Genomic DNA, 21,546 nt, shown 5'->3' with positions numbered 1-21,546 from the left:
CGCCCGGTTACATTCCGAACCCGGAAGCTAAGCCTTTCAGCGCCGATGGTACTGCAGGGGGGACCCTGTGGGAGAGTAGGACACCGCCGAACAATCATTGTGGGAAAGCCCCGCACCTTATGGTGCGGGGCTTTTCTGCGTTCGGGGCCCCGCCGGGCCGCACGCGCGAGCTCAGAGCCGGCCGGCCGCCTTCAGAGCCAGATAGGCGTCCGCGAGGGCTGGGGCCAGGTCGTCGGGAGCGGCGTCCACGACGGTGACGCCATGGCGCTGGAGCTGTTCCGCGGTGCGGAGGCGCTGGGCTTGGGCCTGCGTCGCGGCGGCAGCCTCGTAGACGCCCTCGATCGTCCCCCGGGCCGTGGCCATACGGGCGACGTGCGGGTCGGAGGGAGAGGCCACCAGGACCGTGTGGCGCTGCGTGAGCTGCGGCAGCACCGGCAGGAGCCCTTCCTCGACGGGCGCGGCGTCCAGGCCGGTCAGCAGGACGATCAGGGAGCGGCGCGGGGCACGGGCCAGGGCGGTGGCCGCCAGGCCGCGGGCGTCGGTCTCGACCAGTTCCGGCTCGAGAGGTGCCAGCGCGTCCACCACCGCCGGCAGGACGTCGCTCGCGGAGCGGCCCTGGACCTGGGCGCGCAGGCGGCGGTCGTAGGCGAGGAGGTCGACGCGGTCGCCGGCGCGGGAGGCCAGGGCGGTGAGGAGCAGGGCGGCGTCCATCGCGGCGTCGAGGCGGGGGACGTCGCCGACGCGGCCGGCGGAGGTGCGGCCGGTGTCGAGGACGATGAGGATGTGGCGGTCGCGCTCGGGGCGCCAGGTGCGGACGGCGACCGTGGTCTGGCGGGCGGTGGCCCGCCAGTCGATGGAGCGGGTGTCGTCGCCGGGGACGTACTCGCGGAGGCTGTCGAACTCGGTCCCCTCGCCGCGGGTGAGGACGCTGGTGCGGCCGTCGAGTTCGCGGAGGCGGGCCAGGCGCGAGGGCAGGTGCTTGCGGCTGGTGAAGGGCGGCAGGACGCGGACGGCCCAGGGGACCTCGTGGTTGCCCTGGCGGGCGGCGAGGCCGAGGGGGCCGTAGGAGCGGACCGTGACCCGCTCGGCTCGGCGGTCGCCGCGGCGGGTGGGGCGCAGGGCCGTCGTGACGCGGCGGCGCTCTCCGGCGGGGACGGTCAGCTTCTGGCGTGCCGGGGCCTGTGCGGCACTCGGGGGCCACGCGTCGCGGAGCTGGGCGCGGAGGCGGCGTCGGGACGGGTTGGTGACCGTGAGCTGGACTTCGGCACCGTCACCCAATCGAACAGTTGTATCACCGCTTCGAGTGAATCGGAGCGTTCGCACTGGCGCGGCCATGGCGTAGTCGCACAGAATTGCGAGGGTGAGGGGCGCGTTCACCGCGAGCATCCCCGTCCAACTGGGCGCGAGGATGCCCACGGGGAGCGACCCGATGGCGGCGAGCAGGGCGGTTCGTCCGGTGAGGGCCATGGGGGCGCCGTTCTCAGCGGGGTACGGGGACGTGGGCGAGGATCGAGTGGAGGACGGAGTCGGAGGTGACTCCCTCCATCTCGGCCTCGGGCCGCAGTTGGACGCGATGACGCAGGGTCGGCAGGGCCAGGGCCTTCACATCGTCCGGGGTGACGTAGTCCCGGCCGGTGAGCCAGGCCCAGGCGCGGGCCGTGGAGAGAAGTGCGGTGGCACCTCGGGGGGAGACGCCGAGGGTGAGCGAGGGGGATTCACGCGTGGCACGACAGATATCGACGACATAGCCGGCGATCTCGGCGGAGACCGTCACCTTGGCCACTGCCTCGCGGGCGGCCGCGAGCTGGGCCGGGCCGGCGACGGGGCGCACTCCCGCGGCCTTCAGGTCGCGCGGGTCGAACCCCTGGGCGTGACGGGTGAGGACATCGATCTCGTCCTCGCGTGACGGCAGCGGGACCGTCAGTTTCAGCAGGAAGCGGTCGAGTTGGGCCTCGGGCAGCGGATAGGTGCCCTCGTACTCGACCGGGTTCTGGGTGGCGGCGACGAGGAACGGCTCCGGCAGGGGGCGGGCCGTGCCGTCCACGGTGACCTGGCGCTCCTCCATGGCCTCCAGGAGCGAGGACTGGGTCTTCGGGGGCGTGCGGTTGATCTCGTCGGCCAGCAGCAGGTGGGTGAAGACCGGGCCCGGCTGGAAGGAGAACTCGGCGGTCCGGGCGTCGTAGACGAGCGAGCCGGTGATGTCGCTCGGCATCAGGTCCGGGGTGAACTGCACGCGCTTGGTGTCGAGTTCGAGCGCGGCGGCGAGCGCCCGGACCAGGAGGGTCTTGGCGACGCCGGGGACGCCCTCGAGCAGGACGTGGCCCTTGCAGAGCAGGGCGACGACGAGACCGGTGACGGCGGGGTCCTGGCCGACCACGGCCTTCCCGATCTCGGTGCGCAGGGCCTCCAGGGAGGCGCGGGCGCTGTCCGAGCTCGTGGCGGTCTCGGGGGTCGGGGCGCTCATGAGGTGCGTACCTCTCTTTCGAGGGCGTCGAGTTGGTCCGCGAGGCGGATGAGGGCGGCGTCGTCGGCGGGAGCCGGGCCGAAGAGGAGGTCCTGGTGCTGCGCGGCGGCCGCGGGGAGGCGGGCGGAGAGCGCGGGGAGGAGCAGATCGGGGGAGTGGGCGTCCTTGGCGGGGATGCCGAGGAGCGGGGCGATCCGGCCGCGGGTCGCGGTGCGCAGGACGACGGCCGCGCGGTCGCGGGCGTCGGCCCTGCGGTAGAGGCGGGCGCGGCCCTCGGTGGCCTCGGAGGCGCGGACGGCGACGGGCAGGCGTTCGGGCACCAGGGGGCCGAGGCGGCGGCCGCGCCAGATCGCGGCGAGGACGGCGGCGACGCCGAGCTGGAGCGTGCCCCACAGCCAGCCGGAGGGGATCAGTCCGAGGAAGGTGCCGGTGGTGTCGTCCCCGCTGTCGGGGTCGGCGGGCACGTCGGTGAGCGAGGGGAGGTACCAGACGAGATGAGGGCGGGAGCCGAGGAGTTGCAGAGCGAGCGAGGCGTTGCCCTGCTGGGCGAGACGCTTGTTGGTGAGGAGCTCGGGGGAGCCGAGGAGGACCGTGTCGCCGGTGCCGGTGCCGGGGAGGCGCACGAGGGTGGGCAGGCCGTCGGAGAGGTAGCAGGCATCGGCGGTGGCCGTTCCGATGGCATAGCGTTCGCCGCCCAGGTCGACGCTGCCGGCGCGGGTGGCGGCCGGGAGGGTGCAGGAGGGCTTCAGCGCGGAGACCGTGGTGCTGAGGTCGGTGCCGACTCCCGGGGCGAGGGTCCCGAGGGACGGTGTGCCGGGGCCCAGGAGGACGGTGCGGCCGGACGAGCGGGTCATCGCCGCGTGCAGGGTGGACTGCTGCTCGTCGGTCAGCAGGTCCGGGGTGGTGACCAGGAGGGTGGTGTCGGCGCCGGTGGCGGCGGTGGCCTCGGCGAGGCTGTCGGCCACGGTGAGGGTGACGCCCTGGGTCTTGAGGAGCTCGGCGACGGCTCGGCTTCCCTGGGGTGTCGCGGAGCGGGGGTCCAGGCGGCCGTGGTGGCCGCCGGAGCGCAGGGTGGCCAGGAGGACGCCGCCGACCAGGAGCAGGGCGAGGATCAGCAGCGTGCCGCGCGCGCGGGTCCAGAGCTGCCGGGGCGTGAGCGAGGTCGAGGTGGTGCTCGTGGCCGGCCGGGTCATCGGGGCGGCTCCGTGAAGGCGGGCGCGGCGGCGGCCGTGTCCAGGACCGGCTTGGTCCGCTCCACGGCGGTGTCGAGCTGTTCGATGCGGCGGTACGCGGGTTCGTCGGCGGTGCGGCCGCCGTATGTGACGTCGTCGAAGGCGCGGGCGGCGGAGCGCAGGGCGTCGGCGTGGGCGGGCAGCGAGCGGGCGGCCTCGGCCGCCGCCTCGTCCGCGGTGCGGCCGGGGCGCGGGTCGAGCAGGGTGCGTTCCTCGAGGGAGCGGACGATGGCCCGCATGCGTTCCTGGACGGCCTGGTTCCACTGGCCGGCGGAGGCGTGGCGGTCGGCGGCGGCCCGGTGTTCGGCGGCCGTGCGCGGGCGGTCGTCGAAGAGGGAGTCGCTGCCGGTGGGCGCGGGGCGGGGGGTGCCCAGTCGCCACCAGAGGGCGGCGACCAGGGCGAGCACGACGAGGACGACGGCGACCAGTCCGACGACGCCTCCCGGCGTCGCGTGCGCGGCCGAGTCGAAGAGGCTGTCGACCCAGTCCCAGAAGCGGTCGAGTCCGCGCTGGAGCAGGCTGGGGTCGTTCTCGTGGTACATCGGCTTGGACAGTTCCCGCTCCGCCGCCTCCCGGGCGGGGACGCGGGGAACGTCCACCGGCACGTCGCCGGTCGTGCCCCCCGTGGTCGTCACGCCATCAGCCTCCGTAGCCGGGGAGTCCGGCGGCGCGGGCCAGTTCGAGGTCGAGGGCCTCGCGGCGGATGCGCTGGTCGATGTAGAGGAGGACGGCCACACCGGCGGACACCGGGTAGGTGATGGCGCTGGTGATGACCCCGCCGATGCCGGTGATGACGAGGAACGACCAGCTATTGTCCGCGACGCTGCCGTCGAGCAGTCCGCCGACGCCGTGGCCGGAGGCCACGCCCGCGATGAGGAGGAACGGCACCGCGACGATCATCGCCACGAGGAAGACCAGGAGCTGGGTCAGGATGCTGATGCCGAGGATGCGCCACCAGGAGCCCTGGACCAACTTGGCCGAGCGCTGCAGGGCCTTCTTGATGCCCTGGCGCTCCAGCATCAGTGCGGGCGAGGCGAGGCTGAAGCGGATCGTCAGCCAGATCACGACCACGAAGGCGCAGGTGCCGCCGATGAAGGCGAGGCCCGCGCCGGCGCGGCCGCCGAGGAGCAGGCCGGGCAGCAGGCCGACGAAGACGACGACGGCGCTCAGCAGGGGCACCAGCAGCGTCAGTCCGAGCAACTGGAGCAGCCGCGGCCGGGCCTCCTGCCAGGCGGCTCCGATGGTGACGGGACGGCCGAGGACGGCGCGGCTGATGACGACGGTGAGCAGGGCGGCGCTGACGAGGGTGGCGGCCACCATGATGAGGTAGGCCGGGCCCATCCCGATGAGCTGGGCCTGCGCGGCGTCGAGGGACTGCGCGAGCGCCTCGGCCGGGCTGGCGTCCGGGTGGACCGGCTCCGGCGCGGGCACCAGGTAGCGCTGGGCGAGGATCTCCGCGACCTGCATGACGACGGCCACGGTGACGCTGACGGTGAGGACGGTCTGCCAGTAGCGGCGCAGCGTCGTTACGGCGCCGTCGAGGATCTCTCCCAGGGTCAGCGGGCGCAGCGGGATCACACCGGGCTTCGCGGCCGGCGGCGGACCCCACTGTCCGTGCGGCGGCGGGGCGCCCCAGCCGGGGCCGCTCCGCGCGCGGGCGGGCGGCGGGGAGGAGGCGCCCTGCACGGGCGCGGTCGGCGGCTGCCACCGGCCGGCGGGAGGCTGGTCCTTGGACCACTGGGGGGCGGAGTCGTTCGCGTCGCCGGGCGAGGAGGGCCGGGGCACGCCGGCGTCGTCCTGGCCGTCGGAGGGAGCAGATCCGGGCGAGGCCCAGCCCGGAGTGTCGTTCACGGTCGTCCACCTCGAGGAATGGTCGCGGGGCCGGATCGGCGAACCGGCTCGGTCTCTGCGGCCGACCGCCTGGCGCGGCGGGCCGGGAGCCATCGTGCCACGCGGGGCCCGCCGACGGGCGGGCTCAGGCCCGGCTTCCCGACGCGGGGACCGCCGCCGGAGCGGCCGCGGCTCCCGCCGGCCCGGCCCATGGGCCGTACCGGGCTGCGCAGGGTACGGTTCAGGACGGCCACGGGGGGCCACGGGGGTGACATCCGCGTCTGACATCGACACCCACGGACACCGGCGGTCAACGGCGGGCAATCACGGGCGTCGCCGCAGGTCAGTGAGGTATCTCACCAGCCGCCTTGAGACTGATACGGAAATGGGATGATGTCGATATGAAGGGACGCGTTCTTGTCGTCGACGACGACACCGCACTGGCCGAGATGCTCGGGATCGTGCTGCGGGGTGAAGGGTTCGAGCCGTCGTTCGTCGCGGACGGCGACAAGGCGCTCGCCGCTTTCCGCGAGGCCAAGCCCGACCTGGTGCTGCTCGATCTGATGCTGCCGGGCCGGGACGGCATCGAGGTGTGCCGGCTCATCAGGGCCGAGTCCGGGGTGCCGATCGTCATGCTCACGGCCAAGAGCGACACCGTCGACGTGGTGGTGGGCCTGGAGTCCGGGGCCGACGACTACATCGTCAAGCCGTTCAAGCCGAAGGAGCTCGTCGCCCGCATCCGGGCGCGGCTGCGGAGGTCCGAGGAGCCGGCGCCCGAGCAGCTCACCATCGGTGACCTGGTCATCGACGTGGCGGGGCACTCCGTGAAGCGGGACGGGCAGTCCATCGCCCTGACGCCGCTGGAGTTCGACCTGCTCGTCGCCCTGGCCCGCAAGCCGTGGCAGGTGTTCACCCGCGAGGTGCTCCTGGAGCAGGTGTGGGGCTATCGGCACGCCGCCGACACCCGTCTGGTGAACGTGCACGTCCAGCGGCTGCGCTCCAAGGTCGAGAAGGACCCCGAGCGCCCGGAGATCGTCGTGACCGTCCGCGGTGTCGGCTACAAGGCAGGACCGAGCTGACATGAGTGCGGGCAGTACTGCTCCGAAGCCCGGGGACCCGGGAGTCCGTACGGGGCGGGCTGCCGGGCCGGGGCGCGCGGGTTCTTCGGGTCTCGGCCGTCTGCTGCAGGACGGGACCCCGGGCGGCCGGGTGTTCCGGCTGCTCGTGCGCTGGGTGCGCCGGCCGCTGCTGCCCGCCGTCCGGCTGTGGCGGCGCAATCTGCAGGTGCGGGTGGTCGCGGGCACCCTGCTCATGTCGCTCGGCGTGGTGCTGCTCCTCGGCCTGGTCGTCATCGGCCAGGTCCGCAACGGCCTGCTCGACGCCAAGGAGCAGGCCGCGCAGAGCCAGGCGGCCGGCGGGTTCTCCGCCGCCCAGGACCGGGCCGCGACCACGCCGCCCGCGCCCGGCGGGCAGGACGGCGGCCGCACCGGAGTGTCCGTGAACTGGCGCTCCACCCTGGTCGAGCAGCTCGCCAGCGGCGGTCAGAGCGCCTTCAACGTCGTCGCGCTCTCCCTGGAGACCGGGGACATCGCGAGCCGCGGCGCCCGTGCCTCCGGCGAGGTCGATCCCACCCGGAGCATCCCCGCCGGCCTGCGGCACAGCGTCGCCCAGGGCACCAGCACCTTCCAGACCTATGCCCGCATCCACTACACCAGCGGCAAGGCGTCCGAGCCCGGCCTGGTGGTCGGCAAGCGGCTCAACGACGCCGACGGCATCCCGTACGAGCTGTACTACCTCTTCCCGCTGACGCAGGAGGAGGACTCCCTCGCCCTGGTCAAGGGCACCCTGGCGACCGCCGGGCTGTTCGTCGTCGTGCTGCTCGGCGCCATCGCCTGGCTGGTGGTGCGGCAGGTCGTCACCCCCGTGCGGATGGCGGCGGGGATCGCCGAGCGGCTCTCGGCCGGACGGCTCCAGGAGCGGATGAAGGTCACCGGCGAGGACGACATCGCGCGCCTCGGCGAGGCGTTCAACAAGATGGCGCAGAACCTCCAGTCGAAGATCCAGCAGCTCGAGGACCTGTCCCGGATGCAGCGGCGGTTCGTCTCCGACGTCTCGCACGAGCTGCGCACCCCGCTGACGACCGTGCGGATGGCGGCCGACGTCATCCACGACGCCCGGGCCGACTTCGACCCGGTCACCGCACGCTCGGCGGAGCTGCTCGGCGACCAGCTCGACCGTTTCGAGTCGCTGCTGTCCGACCTGCTGGAGATCAGCCGCTTCGACGCGGGCGCCGCGGCCCTGGAGGCCGCACCGATAGACCTGCGCGAGGTCGTCCGGCGGGTCATCGGCGGCGCGGAGCCGCTGGCCGAGCGCAAGGGCTGCCGGATCGTCGTCACGGGCGACGAGCAGCCCGTCGTGGCCGAGGCCGACGCCCGCCGCGTCGAGCGGGTGCTGCGCAACCTGGTCGTGAACGCCGTCGAGCACGGCGAGGGCCGGGACGTCATCGTGCGGCTGGCCGCCGCGGGCGGCGCCGTCGCCATCGCCGTACGCGACTACGGCGTGGGCCTCAAGCCCGGCGAGGCGACCCGCGTCTTCAACCGCTTCTGGCGCGCCGACCCGGCACGCGCCCGCACCACCGGCGGTACGGGCCTGGGCCTGTCGATCGCGGTGGAGGACGCGCGGCTGCACGGCGGCTGGCTCCAGGCGTGGGGCGAGCCGGGCGGCGGCTCACAGTTCCGGCTGACCCTGCCGCGCACGGCGGACGAGCCGCTGCGCGGCTCCCCGATCCCGCTGGAGCCCGAGGACTCGCGGCGCAACCGCGCGCAGGCGGCGGCCGGTGCGGCGGACGGCGCCGACGGCCCCGGCACGGCCGGGCGCCTGACGGCGGTGCCGGCGCAGCCGGGGGGCGACCGCGCCACCCTGCCCGGACCGACGAGGACACCGCAGGTGCCGCGGGCCGCGGTCGACCCGACGGCGCTGCCGGGCAGTGGCGCCCGAGTGGTGGCCAGGCCCGCGGACGGGAGGGCCGGGGCGGACGGCGACGGTGGTGAGGCGATGGCGGCGACGCATGCCGAGCGGGAGGACGGAACACGTGGGCGCTGACCTTCGAGGGAAGCGGGAGGCCCTGGGGCGGGGACGGTCGATGCGCGGCGCGGTGCTGCTTGTCTGCGGTTCGCTGCTGGTCGCCGGCTGCGCGAGCATGCCCGACAGCGGCGACGTGCAGCCGGTGAAGGCGTCCAACCCGGGCGACTCGCAGGTCCGCGTCTACGCCGTCGCGCCACGGGAGAACGCCGACCCGGACGAGATCGTCGACGGCTTCCTGGAGGCGATGACGAGTGACGACCCCGGCTTCGCCACGGCGCGGAAATACCTGACCGCGCGGGCCGCCGCCGCCTGGCGGCCCGAGGAGAGCATCACGGTGCTCACCAACGCCCCCGACCGCGACCAGGCCGATCACCTCACCGACCCCGAGAGCAAGGGGCGGACGTATCCGATCTCCGGGCGGCGGATCGCGACGGTGGACGCCAGCCGCGCGTACCAGTCGCAGGCCCCGGCCGAGTTCAACCAGCCGATCCACGTCGTGCAGCAGCCGTCCGCCGACGGCAAGACCAAGGAATGGCGCATCGACAGCCTGCCGAAGGGCCTGGTCCTCGGCGAGGCCGACTTCCTGCGCAACTACCGTTCCGTCAACACGTACTACTTCGCCTCCGGCGAGAACTGGCTCGTCGCCGATCCCGTCTACATCCGGCAGCGGCAGGACCCGGTCACCCGCATGGACCCGGTCACCCAGACCGTCAAGGCGCTGCTCGAAGGCCCGACGGGCTGGCTCAGCCCCGCCGTCGACTCGCGCTTCCCGTCCGGTACGCAACTGCGCGCCGGTGTCCGGACGCTGACGACCGACGACCAGTCCACCCTGAAGGTGCCGCTCAACTCCAAGGCCGACCACGTCAGCTCCCTCGCCTGCAAGGGCATGGCGGCGCAACTCCTGTTCACCCTGGGCGACCTGACGTCGGTGCGGGTCGAGCAGGTCGAGATCCAGGGCAGTGACGGCAAGGCGCTGTGCCTGCTGGGCAAGGGACAGGCCATCGAGGAGTACTCGCCGGTGCGCGACCCGCGCCGCGGCGAGAACCCCTACTTCGTCGACGGGCACGGCCGGCTGAGGATGCTGTCCGTCGGCGCGCGGCAGCCCGACAAGCCCGCCGAGGTGCCCGGACCGTTCGGCAAGGGCGTGGCGCCGCTGCGGTACGCGGCGGTGGACCGCGAGGAGAGCCACGCGGCCGGCATCCTGCAGGAGGGGCGCGAACTGCGGGTCGGTTCGATCACGGCCGACGAGGAGCTTCCGGCTCCGGTCGTGACCAGCAGCGCCCTGCGGCCCGAGGACCGGCTGTCGGCGCCGAGCTGGGACGGCCGCGGCGACCTGTGGGTCGCCGACCGCAACCCGGTGAAGCCGCGGCTGTGGATGGTGCCGGGCGGCCAGGGCGAGCGGATCGAGGTCAGCACGCCCTGGCTGAAGGACGGCGCGCGCATCGAGTCGCTGCGGGTCTCCGCCGACGGCGTGCGGATCGCCCTGCTCGTCACCAAGGACAAGCGCACGACCCTCCAGATCGGGCGCGTCGAGCGCTCCTACGCCGAGGGCCGCGCGACCGTCTCCGTCATGGACCTGCAGAACGCGGCGCCCCGCCTGGAGTCGGTCGCCGCCGTCTCCTGGGCCGGCCCCAGCCGTCTCGTCGTCGTCGGTACGGAGGCGGGCGGCGTGCAGCAGGTGCGATACGTCCAGACGGACGGGTCCACGTCGACCTCGTCGGTCCTGCCGGGCCTCAACGGGGTCACGGCGGTCGCCGCGCCGGGCAACGAGCAGGCCCCGGTGGTGGCCGACTCGGACCAGGACGGCATCGTGCGCCTGGCGCCCGGGACGAACTGGCAGCCCATGGTCAAGGAGGGCGGCCACCCGGTCTACCCGGGCTGACGGCCGGCCCGGGGACGCCGCCCGTGGGCCGCCCCCAGGCCGCCGGCCCCAGGGTTTTCCACAGGGGTGGCCGGAGCGGGCCCGCAGGAGGACAGTGGAGCCATGCGGGGGTGGTGGCGCGAGTTCGCCGGGCTGATGCTGCCGGTCTCCTGCGGAGGCTGCGGAAGACCGCGCACGGCGCTGTGCCCGCCGTGCGGGGCGGAGCTGACCGGGACCGGACCGCGACGCGTGCGGCCGGCGCCCGAGCCGCCGGGGCTGCCGGTGGTGCACGCCGCGGCGCCGTACGAGGGCGCCGTGCGCGCCCTGCTCCTCGCCCACAAGGAGCGCGGCGCGCTGCCGCTCGCCCGGCCGCTCGGCGAGGCGCTGGCGGACGCCGTGGAGGCCGCCACGGGGCCCGTCGGGGCGACCGGGGACCTGCCGCTGCTCCTCCTGCCGGTGCCCTCGTCCCGGCGCTCCGTACGGGCGCGCGGCCATGACCCGACGCGGCGGATCGCGCTCGCCGCCGCCGGGCGGCTGCGGCGGACCGGGCGGGCCGCTCGGGTGCTGCCGGTGCTGCGGCAGCGCCGACCGGTGGCCGACCAGGCGGGGCTCGGCGCGCGCGGACGGCTCGCGAACCTGGACGGGGCCCTGGGGGTCGCGCCCGGGGGTGTGCGGCTCCTGGACGAGGCCGCGCGGGCCGGGGGACGGGTGGTGCTCGTGGACGACCTGATGACCACCGGGGCGTCGCTCGCGGAGGCCGCGCGGGCCCTCGCGGCGGCCCGTCACTCCGTACACCGTCCGTTCATTCCCGGATTACCGGACAGCTCGGAGGGAAGGGGAGCGGAAGCGCTATTCGAACAGCCTGTGGCGGCGGTAGTCGCATCTTCTCCCGCCTCGTTCGAAATAAACCGGAACTCCTGGGGAAGTTGCATCGTTGCAGGTGGTGAGAGGTGAGAACACCCGAATGGAGGTAACTGGCGCCAGCGGGTGCCGACACCCGCCGGAAGGGGCTATGTTCGGTTGTGAGGAATGGCGAATGCTACGCCTCACCGAATACACGGGTGCGCCTACCGGACGGGAGTTCAGGGCGAATTAACCTCAGGTTGGTGGGGTGGGGACGTTGCCGACGGGGGAGGAGGAGGTCAGGTCGCCAAGTCCGAGACCCCGGTAATCGCCGGAGTCTGGTGCAAAGGGAGAAGCTCGTCGGCCAAGGTGCCGTATCGAGTGATCCGGGAACGGAGTTCTGCGTGGACATCGTCGTCAAGGGCCGCAAGACCGAGGTGCCCGAGCGGTTCCGGAAGCACGTGGCCGAGAAGCTGAACCTGGAGAAGATCCAGAAGCTCGACGGCAAGGTGATCAGCCTCGACGTCGAGGTGTCCAAGGAGCACAATCCGCGGCAGGCCGACCGGTCCGACCGTGTGGAGATCACCCTCCACTCCCGAGGCCCGGTGATCCGCGCGGAAGCGGCGGCAGCCGACCCGTACGCAGCCCTCGACCTCGCCCACGGCAAGCTCGAGGCGCGCCTGCGCAAGCAGCACGACAAGCGCTTCACCCGCCGTGGCAGCGGCCGGCTGTCGGCCGCCGAGGTCGCCGACGTGGTGCCGGGCGTCGCCGCGCTCAACGGAAGCGGCCAGGTGGTGCCCGAGGAGACCGGCGAAGTGCCCACCACGAAGGTTGGCCCGCTCGAGGTCCAGGGCGAAGGTCCGCTGGTGGTCCGCGAGAAGACCCACAAGGCGGCACCGATGACGCTCGACCAGGCGCTCTACGAGATGGAGCTGGTCGGGCACGACTTCTATCTCTTCGTCGACTCCGACACCAAGCAGCCCAGCGTCGTCTACCGGCGACACGCGTACGACTACGGCGTCATCCACCTCGAGAGCGACCCGCTCGCCGAGGGCGGCGGCGTGGGCGGTGCGCTCGGCGGCTGACGCCCCGGCCGCAGACCGCACACCACAGCCGAGACACCACTTCGAACCTGACACACCGCGGACAACGAAACGGTGCCCCTGAAGCGCCCCTCGCGCTCCCAGGGGCACCCCTGTGCGACCGTACGCGCCCCCGTGCGACCACAGGATCACCCCGCGGTCGCCGGGGCATGAAATCATGGCGTGCACGCCAACCGGTGCTCCCCGAGCAGCGGTTGGGACCGAAAGCGCATCAGCACAACGACTTCAGGCCACGGCCTTCAGGGGGAGGAACGATGGCGGACGGCTTCGGGCCGGTGCAGGGCGGGCGACAGCTCCATGACACGGGAAATTCGGAGGCATCGGATTCGGCCACCGGCGCGACGCGCGACGAACCGATCCGGGTCCTGGTCGTGGACGATCACGCCCTTTTCCGCCGCGGTCTGGAGATCGTCCTCGCCCAGGAAGAGGACATCCAGGTCGTCGGTGAGGCCGGAGACGGCGCCGAGGCCGTCGACAAGGCCGCGGATCTCCTTCCCGACATCGTCCTCATGGATGTGCGGATGCCCAAACGGGGCGGGATCGAGGCGTGCACCTCCATCAAGGAGGTCGCCCCCAGCGCGAAGATCATCATGCTGACGATCAGCGACGAGGAGGCCGACCTCTACGACGCGATCAAGGCGGGCGCGACCGGCTACCTCCTCAAGGAGATCTCCACCGACGAGGTCGCCACCGCCATCCGCGCGGTCGCCGACGGCCAGTCGCAGATCAGCCCCTCGATGGCCTCGAAGCTGCTCACCGAGTTCAAGTCGATGATCCAGCGCACCGACGAGCGCAGGCTCGTGCCGGCGCCCCGGCTGACCGACCGGGAGCTGGAGGTCCTCAAGCTCGTCGCGACCGGGATGAACAACCGGGACATCGCCAAGGAGTTGTTCATCTCCGAGAACACCGTGAAGAACCACGTGCGGAACATCCTGGAGAAGCTCCAGCTCCACTCCCGTATGGAAGCCGTGGTCTACGCGATGCGGGAGAAGATCCTCGAGATCCGCTGAGCGGCAGCCCGCTTCCCGGTCCCGGCCTTTTTCGTCCCGGCCTTCCCCGTCCCGGCCCTTCCGGTCTCAGCCGAGGGCCTTGACCAGCTCGGGCGCGAGCTCCGGGGAGTCCACCCGCTCCACGGCGACCGCGTCGCAGCCCACCCACTCGGCGGCCTCGCGCAGTGCCCGCGCCACCGCGGGCACCGCCTTGGCGCCCTCCAGCGACACCTGCCGGGCGACCAGGGTCCGGCCGTCCCGCGCCGGGTCCACCCGCCCGACCAGCCGGCCGCCGGACAGGACCGGCATCGCGAAATACCCGTACACCCGCTTCGGCTTGGGGACATACGCCTCCAGGCGGTGGGTGAAGCCGAAGATCCGCTCGGTGCGGGCCCGCTCCCAGATCAGCGAGTCGAACGGCGAGAGCAGCGTCGTACGGTGCCGGCCGCGCGGCTCGGTCGCGAGCGCGGCCGGGTCGGCCCAGGCCGGCTTCCCCCAGCCCGCGACCGTCACGGGGACCAGACCCGAGTCCGCCACGACCGCGTCGAAAGCCTCCGCCTTGATCCGGTGGTAGTCGGCGATGTCCGCGCGGGTGCCGACACCGAGCGCCTCGCCCGCCTGCCGTACGAGCCGGCGCAGGCACTCCGTGTCGTCCAGGTCGTCGTGGAGCAGCGCGTCGGGGATGGCCCGCTCGGCCAGGTCGTACACCCGCTTCCAGCCGCGCCGCTCGGTGACCACCACCTCGCCGTACATCAGGGCCCGCTCGACGGCGATCTTCGAGTCGGACCAGTCCCACCACTCGCCCTTGTTCTTGGCGCCGCCGAGCTCGGTCGCGGTCTGCGGGCCCTCCGCCCGGAGCTGGGCGATCACCGCCTCGTACGCGCCGTCGGCCAGCTCGTGGCCCCAGTGCGGGCGGTCGCGGTAGGCGCGGCGGCGGAAGGCGAAGAGCGGCCACTCCTCGACGGGCAGGATGCAGGCGGCGTGCGACCAGTACTCGAAGGCGTGGCCGTCCGTCCAGTAGGCGTCCTCGACGGTGCGGCGGCCGACGGCGCCCAGGCGCGCGTACGGGATCAGCTCGTGCGAGCGGGCCAGCACGGAGATGGTGTCCAACTGGACCTGCCCGAGATGCCGCAGCACCCCTCGCACGCCGCCCCGGCGGTCGGGGGCTCCGAGGAATCCCTGGGCCCGCAGGGCGATCCGGCGGGCTTCGTCTGCGGACAGTTCGGCGGCGGGGCGCGGGGCGGCGGTCGTCATGATCCGCACCCTAGAGGGCGGCACTGACAACGGGTGCGGGATTCGGACGAGAGGCCGGGCCGGCCACAGATCCCGCCCCGGGCCCGCTGCCCGCCGGCCTCCGGCTCAGACCTCCGCCCCGGCCTTCGCGGGCAGGTACGGCAGGGGCGACGGCAGGCCGAGGTCCGAGGGGAGGAGGGCGGCGACCCAGGCGTCGCGGGCCGTGCCCTTGTTGACAAGGCCGGCCCGCTCGACACCCTCCATGGTGAAGCCGGCGCGCTCGGCCACCGCGCGCGAGGGCAGGTTGCCGACCTCGGCGCGCCACAGCAGGCGGTGGACGCCGAGGGAGGTGAAGGCCCAGCGGGCCAGGGCGCCGACGGCCTCCGTCATGTAGCCGTGGCCCCGGTGCTCCTTGGTGCCCCAGAAGCCGACCTCCCGCACGCCGTCGCCCCGCAGGTGCAGACCGGCCGCGGCGATCAGCGGCCCGCCCTCCAGGGGCTCGACCGCGAACGTGTACTCCTTGTCCTCGCGCCAGCCGTCCGGCACCAGGCGGGTCACGAACAGCTCGGCGTCCGCGCGGGTGTAGGGCGAGGGGACCTGGGTCCAGCGCTGGATGGCGGGGTCCTGGCAGGCGGCGTCGACGGCGTCGACGTCCGCGGCCGTGAAGGGGCGCAGGCGCAGGCGGTCGGTGGTCAGGGTGATCGGCTCCATGACGGAATTGTGGTGACCCGCCCGGGCCGATGCGAACACTTTTCGGGTGGGGCGGCACCTTCCGGCGGCCTCGTGCGTTCTCTGTGTACGGGAGGCGTCACGGGCGCGCGCGGGGCTCCGGCACTGCGGGCCTCCCTTCGCGAGGGCGGTCTCGCTTACGATGGCCGTTGCGGTGGGGACCACCTGCCGTGCCCGTGCCCGAGTCATGACAAGACCCAGTGCCAGGGCCCGACCGGCAAGGAGACCAGCCTCAGTGTCCGTCTTCCACAAGCTCATGCGTGCAGGCGAAGGCAAGATCCTGCGCAAACTGCACCGCATCGCGGACCAGGTCAACTCCATCGAAGAGGACTTCGTCAACCTCTCCGACGCCGAGTTGCGGGCGCTCACCGAGGAGTACAAGGAGCGCTACGCCAACGGCGAGAGCCTCGACGACCTGCTCCCGGAGGCGTTCGCGACCGTCCGAGAGGCGGCCAAGCGTGTGCTCGGCCAGCGCCACTACGACGTGCAGATCATGGGCGGCGCGGCCCTTCATCTCGGCTATGTCGCCGAGATGAAGACCGGTGAGGGCAAGACCCTCGTCGGCACGCTCCCGGCCTATCTGAACGCGCTGTCCGGCAAGGGCGTGCACCTGATCACGGTGAACGACTACCTGGCCGAGCGCGACTCCGAGATGATGGGCCGCGTCCACAAGTTCCTCGGCCTGACCGTCGGCTGCATCCTGGCGAACATGACGCCGGCCCAGCGCCGCGAGCAGTACGCCTGCGACATCACGTACGGCACGAACAACGAGTTCGGCTTCGACTACCTCCGCGACAACATGGCGTGGTCCCAGGACGAGCTCGTCCAGCGCGGCCACAACTACGCGTGTGTCGACGAGGTCGACTCGATCCTCGTCGACGAGGCCCGTACGCCGCTGATCATCTCCGGCCCGGCCGACCAGGCCACCAAGTGGTACGGCGACTTCGCCAAGCTGGTCACCCGCCTCAAGCGGGGCGAGCCCGGCAACCCGCTCAAGGGCATCGAGGAGACCGGCGACTACGAGGTCGACGAGAAGAAGCGGACCGTCGGCATCCACGAGTCCGGCGTCGCCAAAGTCGAGGACTGGCTGGGCATCGACAACCTGTACGAGTCGGTGAACACCCCGCTCGTCGGTTACCTCAACAACGCCATCAAGGCCAAGGAACTCTTCAAGAAGGACAAGGACTACGTCGTCATCGACGGCGAGGTCATGATCGTCGACGAGCACACCGGTCGTATCCTCGCCGGCCGCCGCTACAACGAGGGCATGCACCAGGCGATCGAGGCGAAGGAGGGGGTGCCGATCAAGGACGAGAACCAGACGCTCGCCACGATCACCCTCCAGAACTTCTTCCGCCTCTACGACAAGCTCTCCGGCATGACCGGTACGGCCATGACCGAGGCGGCCGAGTTCCACCAGATCTACAAGCTGGGCGTCGTGCCGATCCCGACGAACCGGCCCATGCAGCGCAAGGACCAGCCGGACCTGATCTACCGGACCGAGGTCGCCAAGTTCGCCGCCGTCGTCGACGACATCGCGGAGAAGCACGAGAAGGGCCAGCCGGTCCTCGTCGGTACCACGTCGGTCGAGAAGTCCGAGTACCTGTCGCAGCAGCTCAGCAAGCGCGGGATCCCGCACGAGGTGCTGAACGCCAAGCACCACGAGCGCGAGGCCGCGATCGTCGCGCAGGCGGGCCGCAAGGGCGCCGTCACCGTCGCCACGAACATGGCCGGCCGTGGTACGGACATCAAGCTCGGCGGCAACCCCGACGACCTCGCCGAGGCCGAGCTGCGGCAGGCTGGCCTGGACCCGGTCGAGCACGTCGAGGAGTGGGCGGCCGCCCTTCCGGGCGCGCTGGAGCGGGCCGAGAAGGCCGTGAAGGCGGAGTTCGAGGAGGTCAAGGAGCTCGGCGGCCTGTACGTCCTGGGCACCGAGCGCCACGAGTCCCGCCGTATCGACAACCAGCTCCGCGGCCGTTCCGGCCGTCAGGGCGACCCGGGCGAGTCCCGCTTCTACCTGTCGCTGGGCGACGACCTGATGCGCCTGTTCAAGGCGCAGATGGTCGAGCGCGTGATGGCCATGGCGAACGTGCCGGACGACGTGCCGATCGAGAACAAGATGGTCACGCGGGCCATCGCGTCCGCGCAGGCGCAGGTCGAGAGCCAGAACTTCGAGACCCGTAAGAACGTCCTGAAGTACGACGAGGTCCTCAACCGGCAGCGCGAGGTCATCTACGGCGAGCGCCGCCGCGTCCTGGAGGGCGAGGACCTGCACGAGCAGATCCGCCACTTCATGGACGACACGATCGACGACTACATCCGCCAGGAGACCGCCGAGGGCTTCGCGGAGGAGTGGGACCTCGACCGGCTGTGGACCGCCTTCAAGCAGCTCTACCCGTGCAAGATCACGGTCGAGGAGCTGGAGGAGGCGGCGGGCGACCGGGCCGGCATCACGGCCGAGTTCATCGCCGAGGCGGTCAAGAACGACATCCACGAGCAGTACGACGCGCGCGAGAAGCAGCTCGGCTCGGAGATCATGCGGGAGCTGGAGCGGCGGGTCGTGCTGTCGGTCCTCGACCGCAAGTGGCGCGAGCACCTCTACGAGATGGACTACCTCCAGGAGGGCATCGGCCTGCGCGCGATGGCGCAGAAGGACCCGCTGGTCGAGTACCAGCGCGAGGGCTTCGACATGTTCACCGCGATGATGGAGGGCATCAAGGAGGAGTCCGTCGGCTACCTGTTCAACCTGGAGGTCCAGGTCGAGCAGCAGGTCGAGGAGGTCCCGGTGCAGGACGCGGCCCCGTCGCTGGAGAAGCAGGACGCCGTCCCGGCCGGCGCCGGCCGCCCGGAGATCCGCGCCAAGGGCCTGGACGCCCCGCAGCGCCCGGACCGGCTGCACTTCTCCGCGCCCAAGGTCGACGGTGACGGCTCCGTCATCGAGGGCGACTTCGCCGCGGACGGCGGGGCGGACTCGGGCGACGGCATGACCCGTGCGGAGCGCCGCAAGGCGCAGAAGAGTGCGGGCGGACGCCGCCGCAAGAAGTAGGCATCACCCCCGCGACACCGCCGCTGGAAGGGCCGGCCGCCGACAGGCGCCCGGCCCTTCCGCATGCGCGGCGGCTACGGGGTTGGGGGGTGCCTTCTGCGGCATGGGGCCGTGACCTATGGGCCGCGTGGTTCATCCGATCGGGTACGGGGGTGGGCTCCCGGTGGCGGCCGTACGGTCCTGCCGGGGCCGGGTGCCCCCGCTGCTGCGGGGTGCTGCCGCTTTGGTCGGGGCGGTCGGGGTCCTGGTGCGCGGATGCGGGGCCGGAAGGGTCACGCTGAGGGCCGCCGGCTGGGCGCACGGGCCCGCTGCTGGGGCGTACGGCCAGCCCTCGGGCCGCTGGGCAGCAGGACGGGCCGAGGGCCGCCGGGTGCGGCTTCTCGGCCCGGAGGGCGGTGGTGGGGGCTGCGGTCGGCGGACCTGGTGCTCGGCTCGGAGGGGGCCCGCCGGGGCCTTCAGGCCCGTAAGCCGGCCGGCTCGGTCTGCACGGGCCGCCTCCGGCCTGTCTGCGAGGGCGCTGGGCAGCGCAAACGGGCCGAGGACCCGCTGGATGCGGTTCCTCGGCCCGTGAAGGTGTCTTCGGCTGTGCCGGGGGGAGGCCCTACGGCCTTGGTGCGCGGCCGTGCCAGGGGAGGCCGTCGAGTTCGACGGCGGCGCAGCGCCAGCGGCGGTCGGGGCCGCGTTCGAGGCGGAAGGCCATGGCGCGGACGCGGTCGCCGGTCGTGATGGTGGCGCAGGCTTCGACCGCGTCCTTGTGGCCCGGGAGGTGGGCGGAGCAGCGGCGCAGGACCGGGCGAGGGCCGGGGGAGCGGAGGGGGGTGGCCGGGGCGAGCTGGACGAGCTGTTCGTACGCCGCGCCGATCGTGTGGCCGAGCATCCAGTGGACCGGCCGCTCCCCGCTCAGGACGGCGAGCAGGCGCTCGGCGAACATGATGTGCGGCGGCTGCGTCCGCCGCGGGCCGGTTCCCGCGCGGCCCTGCGGGCGGGTGCCTGCGGGGCCGGACGGGTGTCGGGTGTGCGTGGTCATGCGGGTCCCCGTTCGTCGCGATGGGTCACCGATCTACTCGCCGGTAACTTCCGTCGGGGATCTTGTACGAGCCCGGCCCGCGCACCGACAAGAGCCGTGCGTCACCGGACATCCACGCACCGTGATTCACCTATCAGGGTGAGCCGGGCCCCGCGCCCGCTCCCCGCGTATCCTGAGGGCGTCTCCGACTACGAAAGCGGCCAGCCATGCGCGTGTACGTCCCCCTGACCCTCCCCGGTCTCGCACAGGCGCACAAGGCGGGCGAGCTCGGGCCCGGGCCGCTCACCGCCTACGCCGTCACCCCCGCGCTGCGCGAGTGGTACGTCTCCGACGACATCGAGGAGCTCGAGTACGCCGCGCTCAACCGCGCCGCCGCCGCCTCGCTCCGCCTCCTCGCGGGCGACCCCGAGGCCCCCCGGCGCCGGGTCGTCGTCGCCGTGGACGTCCCCGACCGGGACGCCGTCGTCGACCCCGACCGCGGGCTCGACGCGAGCGCCCTCGGCGAGGTCCGCCTCGCCTCCGCCGTGCCGCTGGCCAAGGCCGCCGCCGTGCACGCCGACGCCGACGACGCCGAGGCGGACGTCTCGGCCGCCGCCGCCGCGCTCGGGGCCGCCGACCAGGGCGACGACGACGCGCAGTTCGTCGTCGACGGAGCCGAGGACCACGAGCTGCTCTGGTACGGGGTGCAGGAAATCCCGGGGCTGCTGGGCTGACCCTGCCGGTACCGTGGCTTCCCATGGGGAAGCATGCGAAGCACCTGGTCTGGGACTGGAACGGCACTCTGCTCGACGACATCGCCGCCGTCATCGGCGCCACCAACGCCGCCTTCGCCGAACTGGGGCTCGAGCCGATCACCCTGGAGCGGTACCGCGAGCTCTACACCGTGCCGGTGCCCAAGTTCTACGAGCGCCTGATGGGACGGCTGCCCACCCATGAGGAGTGGGTCGTCATGGACGACGCCTTCCACCGGCACTACTGGACCCGGGCCGAGTCCTGCGGGCTCACCCACGGCGCCGCCGAGCTGCTGGCCGCCCGGCAGGCGTCCGGCTTCACCCAGTCGCTGCTCTCGCTCGCGCCCCACGCGGAGCTCGTACCGCTGGTGCGGCGGCACGGGATCGCCGAGCGGTTCGTGCGCGTCGACGGGCGGACGGACCGTTCCACGGACGGCAAGTCCGGGCACATGGTGCGGCACCTCGCCGCCCTGGAGGGCGTCGCGCCCGAGCGGATCGTCGTCATCGGCGACGCGGCGGACGACGCCCGCGCGGCGGCGCACGTCGGGGCGAAGGCGGTCCTCTTCACCGGCGGCTCGCACAGCCGGCGCAGCCTGGAGGCGGCCGGCGTCCCCGTCGTCGACTCCCTCGAAGAGGCCGTCGCCGTCGCGGAGGAGCTGGTCTAGGAAGCCGGCCCTCCCGGGCCCCCGCCGCTCCCGGGCCCCGGCCCCTCGGGCCCGCCCCCCGCCGCTCCCCGGGCCCCGGCCTCCCGAGGGTCCGCCCCCCTACTCCTTCGCCTCCCGCAGCACCTTCAGGAACTCCCGCATCCACATCGGGTGGTCCGGCCACGCCCGGGACGACACCAGGCGGCCGTCCACCACCGCCGCCGTGTCCCGGAAGGTCGCGCCCGCGGCCTGCATGTCGAGCTCCAGGGCGGGGTACGCGGTGACCCGGCGGCCCTCCAGGCTGCCGACCGCAGCCGTCAGGAGGGGGCCGTGGCAGATCTGGGCGACCGGCTTGTCCGCGTCGAAGAAGGACTTCAGGATCTTGCGGAGCTCGGGATCGTTGCGCAGGTACTCCGGCGCGCGGCCGCCCGGGATGACCACGGCCGCGTAGGAGCCCGGGTCGACCTCCGAGAAGGCCAGGTCCGCGGGCCAGGTGTAGCCGGGCTTCTCCGTGTAGGTGTCGTACCCCGGCTCGAAGTCGTGGACCACGAACCGCAGCCGCTTGCGCGCCGGGGCCGCGATGTCGACCTCGTAACCCTCTTCGATCAGTCGCTGGTACGGGTACAACACCTCCAGCGACTCGGCCGCGTCCCCGGTCACGATCAAGATCTTCGCCATGGCGACTCCCCGGTCCGTCGGATCCCTGGATCCCTGATGTCGATGTGCCCGG

Annotated in this window: 18 protein-coding genes and 1 rRNA gene; 10 read left to right on the top strand and 9 right to left on the bottom strand. The window is 72.9% G+C overall.

The annotated features are described in order from the left end of the window. Positions 1-92 (top strand): 5S ribosomal RNA (gene rrf / locus ABZ135_RS25940); the annotation flags it as partial. A gap of 79 nt (positions 93-171) precedes the next feature. On the opposite strand, the gene ABZ135_RS25935 is transcribed toward rrf, so the two are convergent. From ABZ135_RS25935 to ABZ135_RS25915, 5 genes are read right to left on the bottom strand one after another with little or no spacing between them, the layout of a single operon-like run. Further along, complete coding sequence (locus tag ABZ135_RS25935; protein WP_356698654.1) at positions 172-1,467, bottom strand: DUF58 domain-containing protein; 1,296 nt, start codon at positions 1,465-1,467, stop codon at positions 172-174. Between the two features lie 13 nt (positions 1,468-1,480). After that, positions 1,481-2,464, bottom strand: a complete 984-nt coding sequence (locus tag ABZ135_RS25930) for a MoxR family ATPase (RefSeq protein WP_356698653.1) — start codon at positions 2,462-2,464, stop codon at positions 1,481-1,483. Continuing rightward, positions 2,461-3,657 carry a DUF4350 domain-containing protein gene (locus ABZ135_RS25925; protein ID WP_356698652.1) on the bottom strand — a complete coding sequence of 399 codons (1,197 nt, stop codon included), beginning with the start codon at positions 3,655-3,657 and terminating at the stop codon, positions 2,461-2,463. Before ABZ135_RS25925 ends, ABZ135_RS25930 begins: the two co-directional genes overlap by 4 nt. Beyond that, positions 3,654-4,331, bottom strand: coding sequence for a DUF4129 domain-containing protein (locus ABZ135_RS25920; protein WP_356698651.1), 678 nt, complete (start codon positions 4,329-4,331; stop codon positions 3,654-3,656). Before ABZ135_RS25920 ends, ABZ135_RS25925 begins: the two co-directional genes overlap by 4 nt. A 4-nt stretch (positions 4,332-4,335) precedes the next feature. Continuing rightward, positions 4,336-5,547, bottom strand: a complete 1,212-nt coding sequence (locus tag ABZ135_RS25915; protein WP_356698650.1) for a glycerophosphoryl diester phosphodiesterase membrane domain-containing protein — start codon at positions 5,545-5,547, stop codon at positions 4,336-4,338. 380 nt (positions 5,548-5,927) lie between these two features. Here ABZ135_RS25915 and mtrA point away from each other — a divergent pair, with 380 nt between their 5' ends. From mtrA to ABZ135_RS25885, 6 genes are all read left to right on the top strand, one after another. Next, on the top strand, positions 5,928-6,605 hold the full coding sequence (gene mtrA, locus ABZ135_RS25910; protein WP_010356958.1) for a two-component system response regulator MtrA: 678 nt from the start codon (positions 5,928-5,930) through the stop codon (positions 6,603-6,605). Position 6,606: 1 nt separating this feature from the next. Next, positions 6,607-8,628, top strand: a complete 2,022-nt coding sequence (gene mtrB / locus ABZ135_RS25905; protein WP_356698649.1) for an MtrAB system histidine kinase MtrB — start codon at positions 6,607-6,609, stop codon at positions 8,626-8,628. Between the two features lie 40 nt (positions 8,629-8,668). After that, entirely contained in the window at positions 8,669-10,492 is a 1,824-nt protein-coding gene (locus ABZ135_RS25900; protein WP_356698661.1) for an LpqB family beta-propeller domain-containing protein, read from the top strand. Between the two features lie 102 nt (positions 10,493-10,594). Beyond that, positions 10,595-11,425: a ComF family protein gene (locus ABZ135_RS25895; RefSeq protein WP_356698648.1), complete on the top strand. Its 831-nt coding sequence runs from the start codon at positions 10,595-10,597 to the stop codon at positions 11,423-11,425. A 293-nt stretch (positions 11,426-11,718) separates the two neighbouring features. After that, a complete protein-coding gene (gene raiA, locus ABZ135_RS25890; RefSeq protein ID WP_356698647.1) occupies positions 11,719-12,399 on the top strand; it encodes a ribosome-associated translation inhibitor RaiA in 681 nt (226 codons plus the stop codon). Positions 12,400-12,671: 272 nt separating this feature from the next. Beyond that, positions 12,672-13,427 carry a response regulator transcription factor gene (locus ABZ135_RS25885; protein ID WP_356698646.1) on the top strand — a complete coding sequence of 252 codons (756 nt, stop codon included), beginning with the start codon at positions 12,672-12,674 and terminating at the stop codon, positions 13,425-13,427. Between the two features lie 66 nt (positions 13,428-13,493). On the opposite strand, the gene ABZ135_RS25880 is transcribed toward ABZ135_RS25885, so the two are convergent. Together ABZ135_RS25880 and ABZ135_RS25875 are read right to left on the bottom strand one after the other, a co-directional pair. Beyond that, the gene (locus ABZ135_RS25880) at positions 13,494-14,660 is read right to left on the bottom strand and encodes a crosslink repair DNA glycosylase YcaQ family protein (protein WP_356698645.1); all 1,167 of its coding nucleotides are present in this window, start codon (positions 14,658-14,660) and stop codon (positions 13,494-13,496) included. A gap of 105 nt (positions 14,661-14,765) precedes the next feature. Further along, entirely contained in the window at positions 14,766-15,350 is a 585-nt protein-coding gene (locus ABZ135_RS25875; RefSeq protein WP_356698644.1) for a GNAT family N-acetyltransferase, read from the bottom strand. A gap of 253 nt (positions 15,351-15,603) precedes the next feature. Here ABZ135_RS25875 and secA point away from each other — a divergent pair, with 253 nt between their 5' ends. After that, entirely contained in the window at positions 15,604-18,414 is a 2,811-nt protein-coding gene (gene secA / locus ABZ135_RS25870) for a preprotein translocase subunit SecA (protein ID WP_356698643.1), read from the top strand. Between the two features lie 601 nt (positions 18,415-19,015). Here secA and ABZ135_RS25865 read toward each other — a convergent pair. Next, positions 19,016-19,345, bottom strand: coding sequence for an Rv3235 family protein (locus ABZ135_RS25865; protein WP_356698660.1), 330 nt, complete (start codon positions 19,343-19,345; stop codon positions 19,016-19,018). A 302-nt stretch (positions 19,346-19,647) separates the two neighbouring features. Between ABZ135_RS25865 and ABZ135_RS25860 the strand changes: the two genes are divergently transcribed. Continuing rightward, positions 19,648-20,154: a hypothetical protein gene (locus ABZ135_RS25860; RefSeq protein ID WP_356698642.1), complete on the top strand. Its 507-nt coding sequence runs from the start codon at positions 19,648-19,650 to the stop codon at positions 20,152-20,154. A 23-nt stretch (positions 20,155-20,177) separates the two neighbouring features. Next, positions 20,178-20,837 (top strand): HAD family hydrolase, encoded by a 660-nt coding sequence (locus ABZ135_RS25855; protein WP_356698641.1) that lies wholly within the window; start codon positions 20,178-20,180, stop codon positions 20,835-20,837. A gap of 99 nt (positions 20,838-20,936) precedes the next feature. Here the strand turns inward: ABZ135_RS25855 and ABZ135_RS25850 are convergent, their stop codons facing one another. Further along, on the bottom strand, positions 20,937-21,494 hold the full coding sequence (locus ABZ135_RS25850; RefSeq protein ID WP_356698640.1) for a DJ-1/PfpI family protein: 558 nt from the start codon (positions 21,492-21,494) through the stop codon (positions 20,937-20,939). Positions 21,495-21,546 lie beyond the last annotated feature (52 nt).

The sequence above is a fragment of the Streptomyces sp. NPDC006339 genome, assembly GCF_040612775.1.
Taxonomy (GTDB): Bacteria; Actinomycetota; Actinomycetes; order Streptomycetales; family Streptomycetaceae; genus Streptomyces.
Note: the sequence above shows the minus strand (reverse complement) of the source record. Positions and strands in the feature narration are given on the sequence as shown.